The organism is Streptomyces sp. SudanB25_2051 (genome assembly GCF_964272635.1).
Lineage (GTDB): Bacteria > Actinomycetota > Actinomycetes > Streptomycetales > Streptomycetaceae > Streptomyces.
On sequence record NZ_OZ186787.1, the window covers coordinates 5,899,555 to 5,917,810 of the forward strand.

At 75.2% G+C, this 18,256-nt stretch carries 14 protein-coding genes and 1 pseudogene; 8 read left to right on the forward strand and 7 right to left on the reverse strand.

Annotated features, from left to right (window positions below):
• The first annotated feature begins 98 nt into the window (after positions 1–98).
• The 3 genes from ACSUPT_RS25975 to ACSUPT_RS25985 all read left to right on the forward strand — a co-directional run bounded on the left by ACSUPT_RS25975 (position 99) and on the right by ACSUPT_RS25985 (position 5,323).
• A complete protein-coding gene (locus ACSUPT_RS25975) occupies positions 99–2,318 on the forward strand; it encodes a Xaa-Pro dipeptidyl-peptidase (RefSeq protein ID WP_436945712.1) in 2,220 nt (739 codons plus the stop codon).
• Positions 2,315–3,616, forward strand: a complete 1,302-nt coding sequence (locus ACSUPT_RS25980) for a M14 family metallopeptidase (RefSeq protein ID WP_436945714.1) — start codon at positions 2,315–2,317, stop codon at positions 3,614–3,616. Before ACSUPT_RS25975 ends, ACSUPT_RS25980 begins: the two co-directional genes overlap by 4 nt.
• A 69-nt stretch (positions 3,617–3,685) precedes the next feature.
• The gene (locus tag ACSUPT_RS25985) at positions 3,686–5,323 is read left to right on the forward strand and encodes an ABC-F family ATP-binding cassette domain-containing protein (protein ID WP_436945715.1); all 1,638 of its coding nucleotides are present in this window, start codon (positions 3,686–3,688) and stop codon (positions 5,321–5,323) included.
• 181 nt (positions 5,324–5,504) lie between these two features.
• On the opposite strand, the gene ACSUPT_RS25990 is transcribed toward ACSUPT_RS25985, so the two are convergent.
• From ACSUPT_RS25990 to ACSUPT_RS26005, 4 genes are all read right to left on the reverse strand, one after another.
• On the reverse strand, positions 5,505–5,702 hold the full coding sequence (locus tag ACSUPT_RS25990) for a hypothetical protein (RefSeq protein WP_351966617.1): 198 nt from the start codon (positions 5,700–5,702) through the stop codon (positions 5,505–5,507).
• Positions 5,703–5,927: 225 nt separating this feature from the next.
• The gene (locus ACSUPT_RS25995; protein ID WP_436945717.1) at positions 5,928–8,360 is read right to left on the reverse strand and encodes a Tex family protein; all 2,433 of its coding nucleotides are present in this window, start codon (positions 8,358–8,360) and stop codon (positions 5,928–5,930) included.
• Positions 8,361–8,496: 136 nt separating this feature from the next.
• On the reverse strand, positions 8,497–9,360 hold the full coding sequence (locus tag ACSUPT_RS26000) for an SCO6745 family protein (RefSeq protein ID WP_436945718.1): 864 nt from the start codon (positions 9,358–9,360) through the stop codon (positions 8,497–8,499).
• Positions 9,361–9,525: 165 nt separating this feature from the next.
• Positions 9,526–10,269, reverse strand: coding sequence for an enoyl-CoA hydratase/isomerase family protein (locus ACSUPT_RS26005; protein ID WP_351966620.1), 744 nt, complete (start codon positions 10,267–10,269; stop codon positions 9,526–9,528).
• A gap of 257 nt (positions 10,270–10,526) precedes the next feature.
• Here ACSUPT_RS26005 and ACSUPT_RS26010 point away from each other — a divergent pair, with 257 nt between their 5' ends.
• Positions 10,527–10,970, forward strand: coding sequence for an ATP-binding protein (locus tag ACSUPT_RS26010; RefSeq protein WP_351966648.1), 444 nt, complete (start codon positions 10,527–10,529; stop codon positions 10,968–10,970).
• A gap of 177 nt (positions 10,971–11,147) precedes the next feature.
• Here the strand turns inward: ACSUPT_RS26010 and idi are convergent, their stop codons facing one another.
• The 3 genes and pseudogenes from idi to ACSUPT_RS26025 form a co-directional block, all read right to left on the reverse strand.
• Positions 11,148–11,741, reverse strand: coding sequence for an isopentenyl-diphosphate Delta-isomerase (gene idi, locus ACSUPT_RS26015; RefSeq protein ID WP_351966621.1), 594 nt, complete (start codon positions 11,739–11,741; stop codon positions 11,148–11,150).
• Positions 11,742–11,862: 121 nt separating this feature from the next.
• Positions 11,863–12,366, reverse strand: a pseudogene (locus tag ACSUPT_RS26020) (GNAT family N-acetyltransferase); the annotation flags it as partial.
• Between the two features lie 228 nt (positions 12,367–12,594).
• The gene (locus tag ACSUPT_RS26025) at positions 12,595–13,533 is read right to left on the reverse strand and encodes a cation diffusion facilitator family transporter (RefSeq protein ID WP_361662400.1); all 939 of its coding nucleotides are present in this window, start codon (positions 13,531–13,533) and stop codon (positions 12,595–12,597) included.
• Between the two features lie 381 nt (positions 13,534–13,914).
• On the opposite strand from ACSUPT_RS26025, the gene ACSUPT_RS26030 reads away from it, so the two are divergent.
• From ACSUPT_RS26030 to ACSUPT_RS26045, 4 genes are read left to right on the forward strand one after another with little or no spacing between them, the layout of a single operon-like run.
• Positions 13,915–15,714, forward strand: a complete 1,800-nt coding sequence (locus ACSUPT_RS26030; protein ID WP_399217850.1) for a DUF5941 domain-containing protein — start codon at positions 13,915–13,917, stop codon at positions 15,712–15,714.
• Positions 15,711–16,448, forward strand: coding sequence for a phosphocholine cytidylyltransferase family protein (locus ACSUPT_RS26035; protein WP_361662397.1), 738 nt, complete (start codon positions 15,711–15,713; stop codon positions 16,446–16,448). Before ACSUPT_RS26030 ends, ACSUPT_RS26035 begins: the two co-directional genes overlap by 4 nt.
• A complete protein-coding gene (locus ACSUPT_RS26040) occupies positions 16,436–17,497 on the forward strand; it encodes an iron-containing alcohol dehydrogenase family protein (RefSeq protein WP_351966625.1) in 1,062 nt (353 codons plus the stop codon). Before ACSUPT_RS26035 ends, ACSUPT_RS26040 begins: the two co-directional genes overlap by 13 nt.
• Positions 17,475–18,254, forward strand: a complete 780-nt coding sequence (locus ACSUPT_RS26045; protein WP_399217528.1) for a CDP-alcohol phosphatidyltransferase family protein — start codon at positions 17,475–17,477, stop codon at positions 18,252–18,254. Before ACSUPT_RS26040 ends, ACSUPT_RS26045 begins: the two co-directional genes overlap by 23 nt.
• Positions 18,255–18,256: the final 2 nt, after the last annotated feature.

Sequence of the window (18,256 nt, forward strand, 5' to 3'; positions counted from 1 at the left end):
CCGACATGGACCCGCGAGGCCCGGCTCACCCCGTCTGACTCCCTTGCCCCGCAATCGCCCTCTTTTTCAGGGCCGTTGACGGCAGTACCGTCCCGGCCATGCCGATACGCACGCGGAGAACGCTCTCGCACGCTCCCGGCTCACCCCGGGGAGGGGCGACGGCCCCCCTCGCGAGCAGGACCCTGGTGACGGCGGCCGCGGCCGCCCTGATGTCCCTCCTCGTCCCGGCGGGCACCGCCCACGCCGCCCCGACCCCCGCCCCCCGCACGGCCCCGGCCGCCCACGCGGCGCCCCGCCCCGACGTCTCCCGGCCCGTCTACGCCTACGAGAACGCGATCCGCGAGTCCGTCTGGGTCGACACCGGCCTCGACGGCGACGGCGACGGCCGGACCGACCGGGTGGCCGCCGACATCGTCCGCCCCCGCGAGGCCGAGCGGCGCGGGCGCAAGGTCCCCGTCATCATGGAGGCCAGCCCGTACTACTCCTGCTGCGGACGCGGCAACGAGAGCCAGCGCAAGACGTACGACGCGCACGGAGCCCCCGCCGGAATCCCGCTCTACTACGACAACTACTTCGTGCCGCGCGGCTACGCCTTCGTCGCCGTGGACCTGGCCGGAACCAATCGCTCCGACGGCTGCGTCGACGTCGGCGGCCGCTCCGACGTCCTCTCCGCCAAGGCCGTCGTCGACTGGCTGAACGGCCGCGCCCCCGCCTACACGACCCGCACGGGCACCACCCGCGCCCACGCGACGCGCTGGACGACCGGCGCCACCGGCATGATCGGCAAGAGCTGGGACGGCACCGTCGCCAACGGCGTCGCCGCGACCGGCGTCGAGGGCCTGAGGACCATCGTCCCCATCGGCGCCATCTCCTCCTGGTACGACTACTACTTCAGCCAGGGCGCCCCCCTCTACGGATCGGGCCCCGACTGGCTGTCCCACTACGTCAACAGCCCCGAGGCGCGCACCCGATGCCAGGCCGTGCAGCGGGCCCTCGCCGAAGGCGCCCCGCGCTCCGGCGACCTGACGCCGCTGTGGGACGCGCGCGACCACGTCCCCGACGCCTCCCGGGTACGCGCCAGCGTCTTCGCCGTCCACGGGCTGCAGGACCTCAACGTCCGCACCGGCCACCTCGGCCGCTGGTTCGACGCGCTCGCCGCGCACGGCGTCGAACGGAAGATCTGGCTCTCCCGGACGGGGCACGTCGATCCGTTCGACTTCCGCCGCGCCGCGTGGGTCCGCACGCTGCACCGCTGGTTCGACCACCATCTCCTCGGATACGACAACGGCGTCGAACGGGAGCCCATGGCCGACATCGAACGCGCCCCCGACCAGTGGACCACCGACCGCGTCTGGCCCCCGGCCGGCACCGAGACCACCACCCTGCGCCCCGCCCCCGGCCCGGCCCCCGGCGTCGGCACGCTCGGCCTGCTGCCCGCCCCGGCCGGCGCGACCGCCACGTTCACCGACGACCCCGCGCTCGGCGAACTCGACTGGGCCGCGCACATCGACACCCCGACCCCCGCCAAGGCCGGGTTCACCACCCGCCCCCTCACCCGCGACCTGCGGCTCGCCGGCTCCGCCACGGTGACCGTCACCGCCACGCCGACCACCACGAGCGCCCATCTCACGGCCGTCCTCGTCGACCTCGGTCCCGCCACCATCCGCGACTACGCGGCGCCCGGCGAAGGCATCACCACCCTCGACGCCCGCACCTGCTGGGGCGCGAGCACCCCGGCCGACAGCGCCTGCTACCGGGAGACCCGGGCCCGGACGACGGACACGGACTTCACCGTCGTCAGCCGCGGCTGGGCCGACCTCGGGACCTGGGCCGACCCGCGCAAGGGGCGTCCCCTCGACCCGGGGCAGCCGCACACCCTCACCCTCCGCCTGCACGCCGCCGACCACGTCGTCCCGGCCGGGCACCGGCTCGCCCTGATCGTCGCGGGCACCGACGAGGACCTCGTCGAGGCGCCGGACTCCACCCCGACGCTCACCCTCGACCTGGCCCGCACCCACGCCCGCGTCCCGGTCGTCGGCGGCCCCCTCGCGTACGCCCTCGCCACCGTCCCCCGCCCCCGCGCGGACACCCCGCCCCCGTCCGCCACCCCGCCGACCGTCCCCGGCACGGCCCGGCCCTCGACCGCGCCCGGCCCGACCCCGCCCACCGCCACCCCGCCCACCGCCACCCCGCCGACCGCCACCCCGCCGACCGGACCGCGCGCGAGCGCCACCGCCACCGCCCCGCCCCTCCGCTCCGGCCCGGACGCCCCGCGCCCGCCGCGCACCGAGCCGCCGATCCCGGGAGCCGCCCGATGAACCTCCGCCCGCGCGCCCTGACCGCCCTCACCGCGTGCGCCGCCGCCCTCGCCCTGTCGGCGGGCCCCACCCAGGCCACCGCCACCCCCGCCCCGGCCGGCGCCTCCCAGCCGCCCCGCACCGGCTTCGAGACGAGCGGCGGCGCCCACTGGACCGGCCAGGACGAGGAGCTGCGCTTCCTCACCGCCGTCGACCGGGGCAGCGCCAGGACGACCCTCACCACCCTCGGCACCACCCGCCAGGGCCGCCCCCTCCACCTGGTCCGCGTCGGCGCGGCCCCCTCGGCGGCCACCACCACCGTCCTCCTCGTGTGCGGCCAGCACGGCGACGAGCCCGCAGGCCGCGAGGCATGCCTGACCACCCTCAGAGACCTCGCCTACACCCGCGACCCGGACACCCTCCGGTTCCTGGCCCGCACCGCCGTCCTCGCCGTCCCCACCGCCAACCCGGACGGCCGCGCCGCCCACACCCGCCACAACGCCGACGGCGTCGACGTCAACCGCGACCACATCGCCCTGAGCACGGCCGAGGCGCGCGCCGTCGCCCGCGTCCTGCGCGACCACCGGCCGCACGTCGTCCTCGACCTCCACGAGTACAGCGCCACCCCGCCGTACTACGTGAAGGACCTCCTCGCCCTGTGGCCGCGCAACCTCAACACGGGCCCCGGCGTCCACGGCGAGGCGCGCACCCTCTCCGAGGCGTACGTCCGGCCCGCCGCCGAGCGCGCGGGCTTCACGAGCGGCCTCTACGGCATCTGGACCGACCCCGTCACCGGAGAGCCGGTCCGCCAGGTCGCCGGGGACGGCCAGGAGCGCATCCTGCGCAACACGACCGGCGTCAAACACGCGGTCGGCCTGCTGGTGGAGACCCGCGAGAACGCCCTCTCCGACAGCGGCGACCCGGCCCGCGACCACCGGCGCCGCGTCGACAGCCACCTCGCCGCCCTCGACGGCGCGTTCGCGTACGTCACCGAGCGCCGCGACCGCATCGCCGCGGCCACCGCCGCCGCCCGCACCGCCGGGTACGCCGACCGGGGCCCGGTCCTGCTGGGCGGCGCCGACAACGACCCGGCCGAACCCGCCGAGATCCTCCAGGACCCGCCCTGCGGCTACCGCCTGGACCCCGCCCGGTACGCCGAGTGGTCCGACGAGCTCGCCCTCCACGGAGTGCGGGCCGTACCGGAGGGCGCCGGCGCCTTCGTCCCGCTCCGCCAGCCCCTGCGCGCCCTGGTCCCGCTCCTGCTGGACGCCCGCGCCGCGCACCACCTCACGGACGGCGTCCCCGTACCCCGCTGCTGACCGCCCCGCCCCGGGGGCGGCGCCCGCACGACCGGGGCAGCCGCCCCCTGGCCTAGGATCGGCGTCCTGATGACTGCCACCCTCGTCGCCAAGAACCTCGCCGCCGGACACGCCGAGCGCACCCTCTTCTCCGGGCTCGACCTCGTCGTCGCGCCCGGCGACGTCATCGGCCTCGTCGGCGTCAACGGCGCCGGCAAGTCCACCCTCCTTCGCCTCCTCGCCGGGCTCGACACCCCCGAGGACGGCGAGGTGCACCTGTCGCCGCGCACCGCGACCGTCGGCCACCTGCCGCAGGAGCCCGAGCGCAGGGCGGGGGAGACCGTACGGGACTTCCTCGCCCGCCGCACGGGCGTCGCCGCGGCGCAGGCGGCGATGGACGCGGCGACGCAGGGCCTCGTCGACGGGACGCCCGGCGCCGACGACGCGTACGCGACCGCCCTGGACCGCTGGCTCGCCCTCGGCGGCGCCGACCTGGACGACCGGGCCGGGGAGACCGCCGCCGCGCTCGGCCTCACCGTGGGCCTCGACCAGCCGATGACCGCGCTCTCCGGCGGCCAGGCCGCCCGCGCGGGGCTCGCCTCGCTGCTGCTGTCCCGCTACGACGTGTTCCTCCTGGACGAGCCGACCAACGACCTCGACCTGGACGGTCTGGAACGGCTGGAGGCCTTCGTGCGGGGCCTGCGCGCCGGGACGGTCGTCATCAGCCACGACCGCGAGTTCCTCGCCCGCACCGCCACCAAGGTCCTCGAACTGGACCTCGCCCAGCAGCGGACGACCCTCTACGGCGGCGGATACGAGGCGTACCTGGAGGAACGGGAGACGGCGCGCCGCCACGCCCGCGAGGACTACGAGGAGTACGCCGACAAGAAGGCCGCCCTGGAGGGCCGCGCCCAGATGCAGCGCTCCTGGATGGACAAGGGCGTCAAGAACGCCCGCCGCAAGGCCGGGGACAACGACAAGCTCGGCCGCAAGTTCCGCAGCGAGGCCAGCGAGAAGCAGGCCGCCAAGGCCCGCCAGACGCAGCGGATGATCGAGCGGCTCGACGCGGTGGAGGAGCCCCGCAAGGAGTGGGAGCTGCGCATGGAGATCGCCGCCGCGCCCCGCTCGGGCGCCGTCGTGGCGACCCTGCGCGACGCGGAGGTCCGGCGCGGCGGCTTCGCCTTCGGCCCGGTGACCCTGCAGGTCGACTGGGCCGACCGGATCGCCATCACCGGCGCCAACGGGGCCGGCAAGTCCACCCTCCTCGCGGCGCTCCTCGGCCGCCTCCCGCTGGACGCCGGGCACGCGGCGCTCGGCTCCGGGGTCGTCGTCGGCGAGGTCGACCAGGCGCGCCGGCTGTTCCATGGCGAGGAGACGCTGCTGGACGCGTTCTGCGCGGCCGTACCCGACACCGAACCGGCGGAGGTGCGCACCCTCCTCGCCAAGTTCGGCCTCAAGGCCGCGCACGTCCTGCGCCCCGCGACGACGCTCTCACCGGGCGAGCGGACCCGCGCCGCCCTCGCCCTGCTCCAGGGCCGGGGCGTGAACCTGCTGGTCCTCGACGAGCCGACCAACCACCTGGACCTCCCGGCGATCGAGCAGCTGGAGTCCGCCCTCGACGCGTACACGGGCACGCTCCTGCTGGTCACCCACGACCGCCGCATGCTCGACGCCGTCCGGGTGACCCGCCGCGTGGAGGTCGCGGCCGGCAAGGTCACCGAGATCTGACCGCGGCCGACCCGCCTGAGCCGGCGCCCGCGACCGCCGTCGGCCCGGCCGCCGCGCCCACGCGGCCGACCCGCCTGAGCCGGCGCCCGCGACCGCCGTCGGCCCGGCCGCCGCGCCCACGCGGCCGACCCGCCTGAGCCGGCGCCCGGCCGGGGCGGGGAACCGCCCGGCCGGCCGGGAGCTACGGGCGGTCCTCCGGCTCCTCGTACGCGTCGAACGTGCTGTACGCCTCGTCGTCGGGCGCCGCGCCGCGCGCCCGGTCCTTCCCGTCCTGCGCGGCCGCGTCGTCCCGCTCGCCGGGCTTCCCGCCGCGTGCGGCGCGCCGCTCCTCCTCGTGGTGCCTGCGGACCTCTTCGGGCTTGTCGCCGATCTGGTTCATGGCCGCTCCGTCTCCGCCGCCGGACCGTCCGGCGACCCGGTCTCCGCCGCCGGACCGTCCGGCGACCCGGCCAGACTCACACGGCCCGCCACCGCCCGCACGTCGGCACCGGGGCGGGACGCCGGCGAGCCGGTGCGCACCGAACGGGTCCCGCCCGGACGCCACCGGGGCGGGCGGGGAGACCCCCGTCCCGCCCCGGCGGCGTCACACCGATCCGGCCCCGCCTCAGCGGCGTCCCCGGCCCCCGCCGGAGCGGTCCGGGCCGCCCAGGAGTCCGGCCTTCCGCAGGGCGTCCGCCATCGCGCTGTTCGCGGGCGCCGCGGCCTGCCGGTCGCCGCCCCGCTCGCCGCCGCGCCCACCGCGCCGGTCCTGGCCGCCCCGGGCGCCACCGGAGGCCCCGGCCGCCGCGCCCCCGCCCTGGCGCTGCTGCGGGGGACGGGCGCCCCGCTCACGCCGCTGCTGCCCGCCGGAGGCGCGGCCGGACGCCGCCGCCTCGTCGTCCAGGCGCAGCGTCAGCGAGATCCGCTTGCGCGGCACGTCCACGTCGAGGACCTTCACCTTCACCACGTCGCCCGGCTTCACCACCTCGCGCGGGTCCTTGACGAAGTTCCGCGACATGGCCGACACGTGCACCAGCCCGTCCTGGTGGACGCCGACGTCCACGAAGGCGCCGAACGCCGCCACGTTGGTGACCACGCCCTCCAGCACCATCCCGGCCGCCAGGTCGCCGATCTTCTCGACGCCCTCCTTGAACGTGGCCGTGCGGAACGCCGGACGCGGGTCGCGGCCCGGCTTCTCCAGCTCCCGCAGGATGTCCGTCACGGTCGGCAGGCCGAACTTCTCGTCCACGAAGTCGTCCGGCCGCAGCGACCGCAACACCGCCGTGTTGCCGATCAGCGCGGCGACCTCGCCGCCCGTCGTCTTCACCATCCGCCGCACCACCGGGTACGCCTCCGGGTGCACCGCCGAGGCGTCCAGCGGGTCGTCGCCGCCCCGGATCCGCAGGAAGCCCGCGCACTGCTCGTACGCCTTGGGGCCGAGGCGCGGCACGTCCTTCAGCGCCCGCCGCGACCGGAACGGGCCGTTCGCGTCCCGGTACGCCACGATGTTCTCGGCCAGCCCCGACCCGATGCCCGAAACGCGCGACAGCAGCGGCGCGGAGGCGGTGTTGACGTCCACACCGACGCCGTTCACACAGTCCTCGACGACCGCGTCCAGCGACCGGGACAGCTTCACCTCGGACAGGTCGTGCTGGTACTGACCCACGCCGATGGACTTCGGGTCGATCTTCACCAGCTCGGCCAGCGGGTCCTGCAGCCGCCGCGCGATCGACACGGCGCCGCGCAGCGACACGTCCAGGTCCGGCAGCTCCTGCGAGGCGAACGCCGACGCCGAGTACACGGAAGCGCCCGCCTCGGACACCATCACCTTGGTCAGGTTCAGCTCCGGGTGGCGGGCGATCAGGTCCGCGGCGAGCTTGTCCGTCTCACGCGACGCCGTGCCGTTGCCGATGGCGACCAGCTCGACGGAGTGCTCCTTCGCGAGGCGCGCCAGCGTCGCCAGGGACGCGTCCCACTTGTTCTGCGGCACGTGCGGGTAGACCGTGTCCGTCGCGACGACCTTGCCCGTCGCGTCGACCACGGCGACCTTGACGCCCGTGCGGTAGCCGGGGTCCAGGCCCAGCGTGGCGCGGGTCCCGGCGGGCGCGGCCAGCAGCAGGTCCCGCAGGTTCGCCGCGAACACCCGTACGGCCTCGTCCTCGGCGGCCGTCCGCAGCCGCAGCCTCAGGTCGATGCCCAGGTGCACCAGGACGCGGGTGCGCCACGCCCACCGGACCGTGTCCGCCAGCCACTTGTCGGCGGGGCGGCCCCGGTCGGCGATCCCGAACCGGCGGGCGATCATGCCTTCGTACGTGGACGGCCCGTCGACCGGCTCCTCCGGCTCCAGGACCAGCTCCAGCACGTCCTCCTTCTCACCGCGCAGCATCGCCAGCACGCGGTGCGAGGGCAGCTCGGTGAACGGCTCCGCGAAGTCGAAGTAGTCGGCGAACTTGGCCCCCGCCTCCTCCTTGCCCTCGCGGACCTTCGCCACCAACCGGCCGCGCGTCCACATCCGCTCGCGCAACTCGCCGATCAGGTCGGCGTCCTCCGAGAAACGCTCGGTGAGGATCGCCCGCGCGCCCTCCAGCGCGGCCGCCGGGTCCGCGACGCCCTTGTCCGCGTCGACGAACGCGGCGGCGGCCGCCGCCGGCTCCACGCCAGGCTCGGCGAGCAGCCCGTCCGCGAGCGGTTCGAGCCCCGCCTCGCGGGCGATCTGCGCCTTCGTGCGCCGCTTCGGCTTGAACGGCAGGTAGATGTCCTCCAGGCGGGCCTTGGTGTCGGCCTCCCGGATGCGCGCCTCCAGCTCCTCGGTCAGCTTGCCCTGCTCGCGTACGGAGTCGAGGATCGCGGCGCGCCGGTCCTCCAGCTCCCGCAGGTACCGCAGCCGCTCCTCCAGGGTGCGCAGCTGGGCGTCGTCGAGCATCCCGGTCGCTTCCTTGCGGTAGCGCGCGATGAACGGCACGGTCGAGCCGCCGTCCAGCAGCTCCACGGCCGCCCTGACCTGCCGCTCCCGTACGCCGAGCTCCTCGGCGATCCTGCCTTCGATGGACGTCGTCACGGTGTGTCCCGACCCGCCTTCCCGTGCTTCCAGGTTGCCGTCGCATTCTGCCTGGCCGGGCCCGGATGTGTCGCATTCCCGGCACGCCGGGCCGCGCCCGCACGCCGGGCGGGCGCGGCGCGCGGGCGGGCGGGGGTCAGTCCCCGTCGGTGAGGCCGCGCGGGAACGCGCCCGCGGCGGCCGCCTGCCGGAGGAAGCCCTTGGCCAGTTCGGTGAGCCGTTCGACGCCGGCCGCGCCGAGGTGGGCGTACGGCGCCGTGTCCATCCGGTCGGTGTGGACCTCCACCTCCTCGCGCAGCGCGGCGCCCGCCTCGGTGAGCGCGCCCTCCGCGTCCATCAGCCCGCGGGCGCGCAGCCGCTCGACGGCGGCGTCCCAGTCGGACCGCTCCCAGCCGCGCGACGCGAGCACCCACCGCGGCGAGATGCCGATGCCGGTCGCGGCGTGGCTGACGACGGCCTCCAGCGGGTCGAGCCCGGCGCTCAGCAGGGCCGCCAGGTGCGCGTCCCCCCGGTGCTCGCGCAGCAGCGTCGCCGCGTGCCAGTAGGCCAGGTGCGGGGCGTCCGGCACGGGCAGGTCGGCGTGCGCCGCGTACAGGGGCCGGGCGTGCCGGGTGCACCCCTCGGCCGCGCGCAGGGCGAGCTCGGCGGCCTCCGCCATGCCGGCCGAGTCCACCGCGTCGCCGAGCAGCCGCCGTACGGTCCGGTCGGCCGCGCGCAGCCGCGCCGCCAGCACGTCCGCCGGGGAGGCGGTCTCCCAGACGGCGGGCAGGTGCCGGGCTATGAGGGCGTGGTTGAAGTTGTAGAAGGCGGCGGCCACCGTGCCCGCGCCGACCGCGCCCATCGCCGCGGCGCGGCCCGCGAAGTAGGCGGCGTGCCGGTCGGCGATCCCGACGCCGGCCAGCTCCTCGGCGAACTCGGGGGAGAAGTAGACGGTCGAGTGGAAGAGGTTGACCGGGTGGTGGCAGCGGCGCACCGCGCGCGGCGGAAGAGGCATCGTCATGGCCGACACGTTACCGACTGGTCGGTACGGAGCGAAGGGGGCCGCCCGGTCCGGAGCGCAGAGGCTGCCCCGGTCCGGCGCGAAGGGATCCGCCCCGGTCCGGTGCGAAGGGGCCCGCATCGATCCGGTGTGAGGGGGGCCATGCCGGTCCGGTGCCGGGTCCGCTCAGCCCCGGTAGGTGAAGTCCGGCGTCCGCCGCTCCAGGAAGGCGGCCACGCCCTCCGCCTGGTCGCCGCTCTTGCGCGCCTCCTCCGCCCAGTGCGCGTCCCGGTCGGTCACCCCGGAGGCGAACTCCTTGGCGGCGGCCTGCGTCAGCGGCGACCGCGACAGCAGGACGCGGACGAACTCCGCGACCCTGCCGTCCAGTTCGCCGGCCGGCAGCAGCTCGTCCACGAGCCCGGTGCGCAGCGCCCGCCGGTCGTCGATCAGTTCGGCGGAGAACAGCAGGTACTTGGCGGTGGCCGGCCCGACCAGCGAGACCAGCCGCCGGGTGGACGAGGAGGGGTAGACGATGCCCAGCTTCGCCGGCGTCACGCCGAACCGCGCTCCCTCCTCCGCGAACCGCAGGTCGCAGGCGGCGGCGAGCTGGCACCCGCCGCCCACGCAGTAGCCGCGCACCGCGGCGATCGTGGGCCGGGGGAAGGCGGCCAGGGCCTCCTCGGCGCGCACCGCCAGCGACGGCTGCCGGTCGTCCGGCTCCCGCAGCGTCGAGATGTCGGCGCCGGCGCAGAAGGTGTCCCCCTCGCCGGTGAGGACCAGCGCCCGCACGTCCCGGTCGGCTGCCAGCTGCTCCAGCAGCTCCGGCAGGGCCCGCCACATGGCGGCCGTCATGGCGTTGCGCTTGGCCGGGTTGCTGATGACGACGGTCGCGACCCCGTCCGTGACGCGGTGCTGCAGCTGGGGCTCCATGCGCCGGATGCTATCCGGGCGGCGCCGCCGTACGGCCGGCGAGGGGCCGCTGTGGCGGCCGTACCGGGAGTGGCGCGGGCGGGAGCCGGCACCACACAGAAGCCATTCAAGGTCGGTCGAATCCGTAAGAACCGCTGCGTAAATCTGTCGAACTCTCGCGATAAGCGGTCACTTCCGGTCAGCTTCCCAGGGTGGGCTTCACGAGGCCAACACTCGGATCCGTGGCGACAATCGAGCACGAGGGCGGGAGCCGGACCATGGAGAGCCGCGGAAGCGTCCCGGCCCGGCCGCCGTCGTACGAAGGGGTCTGGCGCTTCACCGCACCCGCGGTGGACGCCTCCGTGCCGCAGGCCCGGCACGCCGTGCGGGATCTGCTGCGACGTCAGGCGGTCCCGGCGTCACCGGACGTGGTCCAGGGCCTGCTGCTGATCGTCTCCGAGCTGGTGACCAACGCCGTCCGGCACGCGGCCCTGCTCTCCCCGCAGCTCGCGGTGGAGGTCGCGGTCGAGGCGGGCTGGGTGCGGGTCGCCGTCGAGGACAACCACCCGTACCGGCCGAAGGCGCTGGAGGCCGACGACGCCCGGACGGGCGGCCGCGGCCTGCTCCTGGTCCGCGAGATCACCCGCGAGGCCGGGGGAGTGTGCGACGTGCAGCACACCGCCGGCGGCGGCAAGATCATCTGGGCCGCCCTGCCCCTGTGACGGGGCGCCGTCCTGCGGCCGGGCCCGCGCCTGTGCGACCCGGCGCGGCCCTGCGGCCGCCCCTGCCCTGGTGACCGTACGGATGCCCGCACCGCGGACCCCGCCCCCGGCACGCGGACGCCCCCGGCCGCGTACGACCGGGGGCGCGCCGTCGGGACCGCGCGGGGCGGCCGGGGGTCACCAGCCGCCCGCCGCCCCCGTCAGCTCCTTGATGGCCGGCCGGGCCGCGTCCAGGACGGTCATGAACCACGCGGAGAACGGCACCGACGCGTGCCGCTCCGCCAGCTCCCGGGCCGTCACGAAGGCGGTCTCCCCGACCTCCTCCGGGTCCGGCCGCAGCGGGGCCTGGACCATGCCGACGAACAGGTGGTTGTACTCCTGCTCCACCAGGCCCGACACCGGGTCCGGGTGGTTGTAGCGGACCGTGCCCGCCTCGGCCATCAGCGAGGGCGACACGCCCAGCTCCTCCGACACCCGCCGCGCCGCCGCGGTGAACGGCGCCTCACCCGGATACGGGTGCCCGCAGCAGGTGTTGGACCAGACACCGGGGGAGTGGTACTTGCCGAGCGCCCGCCGCTGGAGCAGCAGCCGCCCCTCCTCGTCGAAGAGGAAGACCGAGAAGGCGCGGTGCAGCCGACCGGGCGCCTGATGCGCCGACAGCTTCTCGGCGGTGCCGATGGTGGTGCCGTTCTCGTCGACCAGCTCCAGCATGATCGACGGTGCGGCTCCGCTCGGCGCGCTGGTCGCCGCGGTGGCGGGTGTGGTCGGCATAACCATCCTTCGCATCGGTTCTCGGCCCTGTGGGGGCAATCCTCAGTCTGCCGTACGCGGACCGCTCGCCGGGACACCGCCGACGCGTCCGCCCGGACGAAGACCGCCCCCCTGGCGGTGGTCAGACGCCGAACGCGGGCGGATAGGTGATCGTCCCCGCCGGCACCTCGCCGCCGTCCAGCCGCAGCGCCATCATCGCCTCGTCCGGCACGTCGAAGGGCGGCCGGATGCCGTACCGCGACGCCGGTACGAAACCGAAGCGCGGGTAGTACTCCGGATGGCCGAGGACCAGCACCAGCCGCTCACCCGCCAGCCGCGCGGCCTCCAGGACCGCCCGGACGACGGCCTGCCCGGCGCCGCGCCGCTGGTGCTCCGGGGCGACCGCCACCGGGGCGAGGGCCGCCGCCGGGGCGTCGCCGACCCGGCAGCGGGTGATCAGCGCGTACGCCGCGACGGAGCCGTCCGGCGCCTGCGCGACGTACGACAGGCCCGGCAGCCAGGCGTCGGCGTCGGCGCGGAGCGCGTCGACGAGCTCGGCCTCGGCGGAGGTCTCGAAGGCCGCGGCGTTCACCGCGTACACGGCGGCGCGGTCGGCGGCCGTCTCGGGACGGGTCCGCCAGCGCGGCAGCGGGGAGGGAGAAGTGGTGGAACGGGAGAAGTCGTCGTGCGACAACGTGGAAACCCCTTGGATGAGCGGGTCCCCGGCCGTCGTGTCAGCCGGACACCCGGGAACGGGAGTGAGAACGGGGCGTCTCGCCGCCGAGGGCGGCGCGGACCTGCGCGGTCATCAACCTCAGCTCCTCTCCCGGACCGGTGCGGGTGTCTCCCACGGGGAAGCCTAACAGCCGGCTGATCAGTGGCACAGCCCCGCTTCGTGCGCCGCGTGCCCGCTCGGCTCCAACTGGAAGGTGCAGTGCTCCACGTCGAAGTGGCCCACCAGGCACTCCTGGAGGTCGTGCAGCATCTTCTCGTGGCCCGCCCCGTCCAGCACGCTCGGCTCCACCACCACGTGCGCCGACAGCACCGGCATCCCCGACGTGATGGTCCACGCGTGCAGGTCGTGGACGTCCTCCACGCCGGGCAGCTCCAGCAGATGCCTGCGCACCTCGGTCATGTCCACGCCCTTCGGCGCCGACTCCAGCAGCACGTCCAGCGTCTCCCGCAGCAGCTTCACCGTGCGCGGCACGATCATCACGGCGATCACCAGCGACGCGATCGGGTCCGCCGCCTGCCAGCCCGTGGCGAGGATCACCCCGGCGGCCACCAGCACCGTCACCGACCCCAGCGCGTCCGCCAGCACCTCCAGATAGGCGCCCCGCACATTGAGGCTGTCCTTCTGCCCCCGCACCAGCAGGGACAGCGACACCATGTTGGCGACCAGGCCCACCAGGGCGAAGACGATCGCGAGGCCGCCCTTCGTCTCCGCGGGCGTCACGAACCGCTGCACCGCCTCGAACAGCACATAGCCGCCCGCCCCCAGCAGCAGCAGGCAGTTCGCCAGCGCCGCGAGGATCTCCGCGCGGGCGTAGCCGTAGGTGCGCCTGGCGGTGGCCGGGCGGTTGGCCATCCGGATCGCGAACAGCGCCATCGCCAGGCCCACGGCGTCGGTCGCCATGTGGGTCGCGTCGGCGACCAGGGCGAGCGAGTCGGCCAGCACACCGCCGACGATCTCCACGACCATCACGGAGAGCGTGATGGCGAGCGCCACCCGCAGCCGCCAGCGGTGCGCGGCGCCCGCCGTGCCCGGCGGCGGCCCTCCATGCGTGTGCCCGTGGTTGTGCCCAGCCCCCATGAGACGCCTCCCGATCAGTTCCGTGACTGCGTTCCGCGCGGTCAGTCAACTACGGGTGGGGGGTATGAGCAAGCTGAGGCTGAACACCGTTGTCATTGCCTCTGACCTGCGCTTTCACCCTTCCGGGCGGCAGCGTGCCCCGCCCCGATCGGAACCGCCCGGTCCGCCCGGCCGGCGGCGGCCCCGACCTGGGGTTTGTGGCCCGAGCCGGTGATCGAGGATGATGAGCGCGCCCCCGGGCCGGGCGCCGCCGTCCACGCCAAACCTCGGTGAACTGCGCCTTCCGTCCATCCGATAGCCTCTGCCGACGTGCCGCCGCCCGCGACCGGGCCGAGCCGCCGCGCACCCAGCAGCTCTGTCAGCTCCAAGGAGTGAGTTCGTCTGTCGACCGCCATCCTCACCGGTCCTCCGGTACCCGGATCGCCGCTCGAGGGCGATCTGCGGTCGCTGGGCTTCGAGGTCCGCACCGCCGCGGACCCGCACGAGACCGCCGCGCTGCTCGCCGACGTACCGGCGGGTGAGCGCGTCGCCGTCGTCGATCCGCGCTTCGTCGGCCACCAGCACGCGCTGCGGCTCGCCCTGACCGACCCGCGCTTCCCCGCGGGCGCGGCCCCGGGCGCCCTGACGGCCCAGCCCGAGGCCCGCCCGTCCCTGACCCGCGCCCTCGGGGCCCTGCCCGGCGGGCCGGCGGCGGACGGCCCGCTGCCCGACGCGCTCGCCGCGGCCCTGGAGGCCGACGGCGTCGCCGTCCACCGGCCGGAGCTGGGCTCCCTCGTCGCCGCCGTCCCCGTCGACCCGCAGTCCCGCAAGGAGACCCGCGACGCCGTCGCCGCCGTGGACGACGAGGCCGTGCGCCTCCGCTCCGCCGTGAAGTCCCGCGACGGGTTCTTCACCACCTTCTTCATCAGCCCGTACTCGCGCTACCTCGCCCGCTGGTGCGCCCGCCGGGGCCTCACCCCCAACCAGGTCACCACCGCCTCGCTGCTCACCGCGCTCGTCGCGGCCGGCTGCGCGGCGACCGGCACCCGCGGCGGCTTCGTCGCGGCCGGGCTGCTGCTGCTGTTCTCCTTCGTCCTGGACTGCACCGACGGGCAGCTCGCCCGCTACTCCCTGCAGTACTCGACGCTCGGCGCGTGGCTCGACGCCACCTTCGACCGCGCCAAGGAGTACGCCTACTACGCCGGCCTCGCCCTCGGCGCGGCACGCGGCGGCGACGACGTGTGGGCGCTCGCGCTCGGCGCGATGGTCCTCCAGACCTGCCGGCACGTCGTCGACTTCTCCTTCAACGAGGCCAACCACGACGCCACCGGCAACACCAGCCCCACCGCGGCCCTCTCCGACCGGCTCGACAGCGTCGGCTGGACGGTCTGGCTGCGCCGCATGATCGTGCTGCCCATCGGCGAGCGCTGGGCGATGATCGCGGTGCTCACCGCCGTCGCCACCCCGCGCGTCGTCTTCTACGCGCTCCTCGCCGGCTGCGCCTTCGCCGCCTGCTACACCACCGCCGGCCGCGTCCTGCGCTCCCTGACCCGCAAGGCCCGCCGCACCGCCCGCGCCGCCCGCGCCCTCGCGGACCTCGCCGACAGCGGGGCGCTGGCCGAGGCCGCCGCCAAGGCGCTGCGGGGCGTCGCCCGCCCGCTCGGCGGCCGCACCCCGTACGCCGCCGCGGGCGCCGCCGCGCTGCTCGCCGCCGCCTGTGCCGCGCCCCTCGACGGGCCCCTCGTCGTCCTGGCCGCCGTCCTGTACGCGGTGACCTCCGGCGCCGCCGTGGCCCGCCCCCTCAAGGGCGCCCTGGACTGGCTGGTACCGCCCGTGCTGCGCGCCGCGGAGTACGTCACCGTCCTCGTGCTGGCCGCCCGCGCGGACGCCCCCGGAGCCCTTCCGGCGGCGTTCGGGCTGGTCGCGGCCGTCGCCTACCATCACTACGACACGGTGTACCGCATCCGCGGCGGCACCGGCGCCCCGCCCGCCTGGCTGGTGCGGACGCTCGGCGGCCAGGAGGGGCGCACGCTGCTGGTGGCCGTCCTCGCCGCACTCCTCGCGACGGGCGGCGGCGACGGCTTCACCCTGGCGCTCGCCGCCCTCGCCGGCGCCGTGGCGCTGGTGGGGCTCGCGGAGTCCATCCGCTTCTGGGTGTCCTCCGGAGCACCCGCCGTACACGACGAAGGAGAACCCGCATGATCGGCCTCGTACTGGCAGCCGGTGCCGGACGGCGTCTGCGCCCCTACACCGACACGCTTCCGAAGGCCCTCGTGCCGGTCGACGGGGACACCACCGTCCTCGACCTCACCCTCGGCAACTTCGCCGAGGTGGGCCTCACCGAGGCCGCGATCGTCGTCGGCTACCGCAAGGAGGCCGTCTACGAGCGGAAGGCCGCCCTGGAGGCGAAGTACGGGCTGAAGCTCACCCTCGTCGACAACGACAAGGCCGAGGAGTGGAACAACGCCTACTCCCTGTGGTGCGCCCGCGACGTGCTGCGCGAGGGCGTCATCCTCGCCAACGGCGACACCGTCCACCCGGTCTCCGTCGAGCACACCCTCCTCGCGGCGCGCGGCGGCGACAAGCGGATCATCCTCGCCCTCGACACGGTGAAGTCCCTCGCCGACGAGGAGATGAAGGTCATCACCGAGGATGGCCTCGGCGTCCGCCGCATCACCAAGCTCATGGACCCGGCCTCCGCCACCGGCGAGTACATCGGCGTCACCCTCATCGAGCCCGAGGCCGCCGACGACCTCGCCGACGCCCTGAAGGCCACCTTCGAGCGCGACCCCGACCTGTACTACGAGGACGGCTACCAGGAGCTCGTCCACCGCGGCTTCCGGATCGACGTGGCCCCCATCGGAGACGTCCGCTGGGTGGAGATCGACAACCACGACGACCTCGCGAAGGGCCGTGAGATCGCGTGCCTGTACTGACCCGGCTCATCCCCTCGCCGGTCGTCGTCGACATCAGCGACGGCGCGATGGACAAGCTGGCCGGCCTCCTCGCCGACCAGCGGATCTCCGCGTCCGGCAAGCTCGCCATGGCCATCAGCGACGGCTCCGGCCGCGCCCTGCGCGAGAAGCTGGCGCCGCTGCTGCCCGACGCGCACTGGTACACGGTCGACGACGGCACGATCGACTCCGCCGTCCGCCTCGCCGACGCCATCCGCGGCAAGCGGTACGACGCGGTCGTCGGCGTCGGCGGCGGCAAGATCATCGACGTGACGAAGTACGCCGCGGCGCGCGTCGGCCTGCCCATGGTCGCCGTCGCGACGAACCTCTCCCACGACGGCATCTGCTCGCCGGTCGCCACCCTCGACAACGACAACGGCCGCGGCTCCTACGGGGTCCCCTCGCCGATCGCGATGGTCATCGACCTGGACGTGATCCGCCGGGCGCCCGTCCGGTACGTGGCCTCCGGCATCGGCGAGGCGGTCTCCAACCTCTCCGCCATCGCGGACTGGCAGCTCTCCCACCGCGTCAACGGCGAACCCGTCGACGGCCTGGCCGCCGCCATGGCCCGCACCGCCGGCGAGTCCGTGCTGCGCCACCCCGGCGGCGTCGGCGACGACGAGTTCCTCGTCGTCCTCGCCGAGGCCCTGGTCCTGGGCGGCATCGCCATGTCGATCAGCGGCGACACCCGGCCCTCGTCCGGCGCCTGCCACGAGATCAGCCACGCGTTCGACCTGCTGTACCCGCGCCGCGCCGCCCTGCACGGCGAGCAGGTCGGCCTCGGCGCGGTCTTCGCCATGCACCTGCGCGGCGCCCACGAGGAGGCCGGCCTGTTCGCGGAGGTCCTGCGCCGCCACGCGCTGCCGGTGCTGCCCGCGGACATCGGCTTCACCGCCGACGAGTTCGTCGCGGCCGTGGAGTACGCGCCGCAGACCCGTCCGGGACGGTTCACGATCCTGGAACACCTCGACCTGTCCACCGACCAGATCAGGGACGCGTACGCCGACTATGCAAAAACCATCGGTAGCTGAGCTCCGCCCCGTCGTCCACCCGCCGGGTGTGAAGGACCGGCGCAGCGGCGAGCACTGGGGTGGCCGCCTCTACATGCGCGAGGTCTCGCTGCGCGTGACCCGGCACCTGGTCACGACGAAGGTCACGCCGAACCAGCTGACGTACGTGATGACCGTCGCCGGCGCGCTCGCCGCCCCCGCGCTGCTCGTGCCGGGCATCCCCGGGGCCCTGCTCGGCGTGCTCATGGTCCAGCTGTACCTGCTGCTCGACTGCGTCGACGGCGAGGTCGCCCGCTGGAAGAAGCAGTTCTCCCTCGGCGGCGTCTACCTCGACCGCGTCGGCGCCTACCTGTGCGACGCGGCCGTGCTGGTCGGCTTCGGCCTGCGCGCCGCCGACCTGTGGGGCAGCGGGCGCATCGACTGGCTGTGGGCGTTCCTCGGCACGTTCGCCGCGCTCGGAGCCGTACTGATCAAGGCGGAGACCGACCTGGTCGCCGTCGCCCGGCACCAGGGCGGGCTGCCGCCGGTGAAGGAGGCGGCGTCCGAGCCGCGCTCCTCCGGCCTCGCGCTGGCCCGCCGCGCCGCCGCCGCGGTCAAGTTCCACCGGCTCGTCCTCGGCATCGAGGCCAGCCTGCTCATCCTGGTCCTCGCCGTCGCCGACACGGTCCGCGGCGACCTGTTCTTCAGCCGCCTCGGCGTCGCCGTGCTCGCCGGCATCGCGCTGCTGCAGACGGTGCTGCACCTGGTGTCGATCCTCGCGTCCAGCAGGCTGAGGTGACG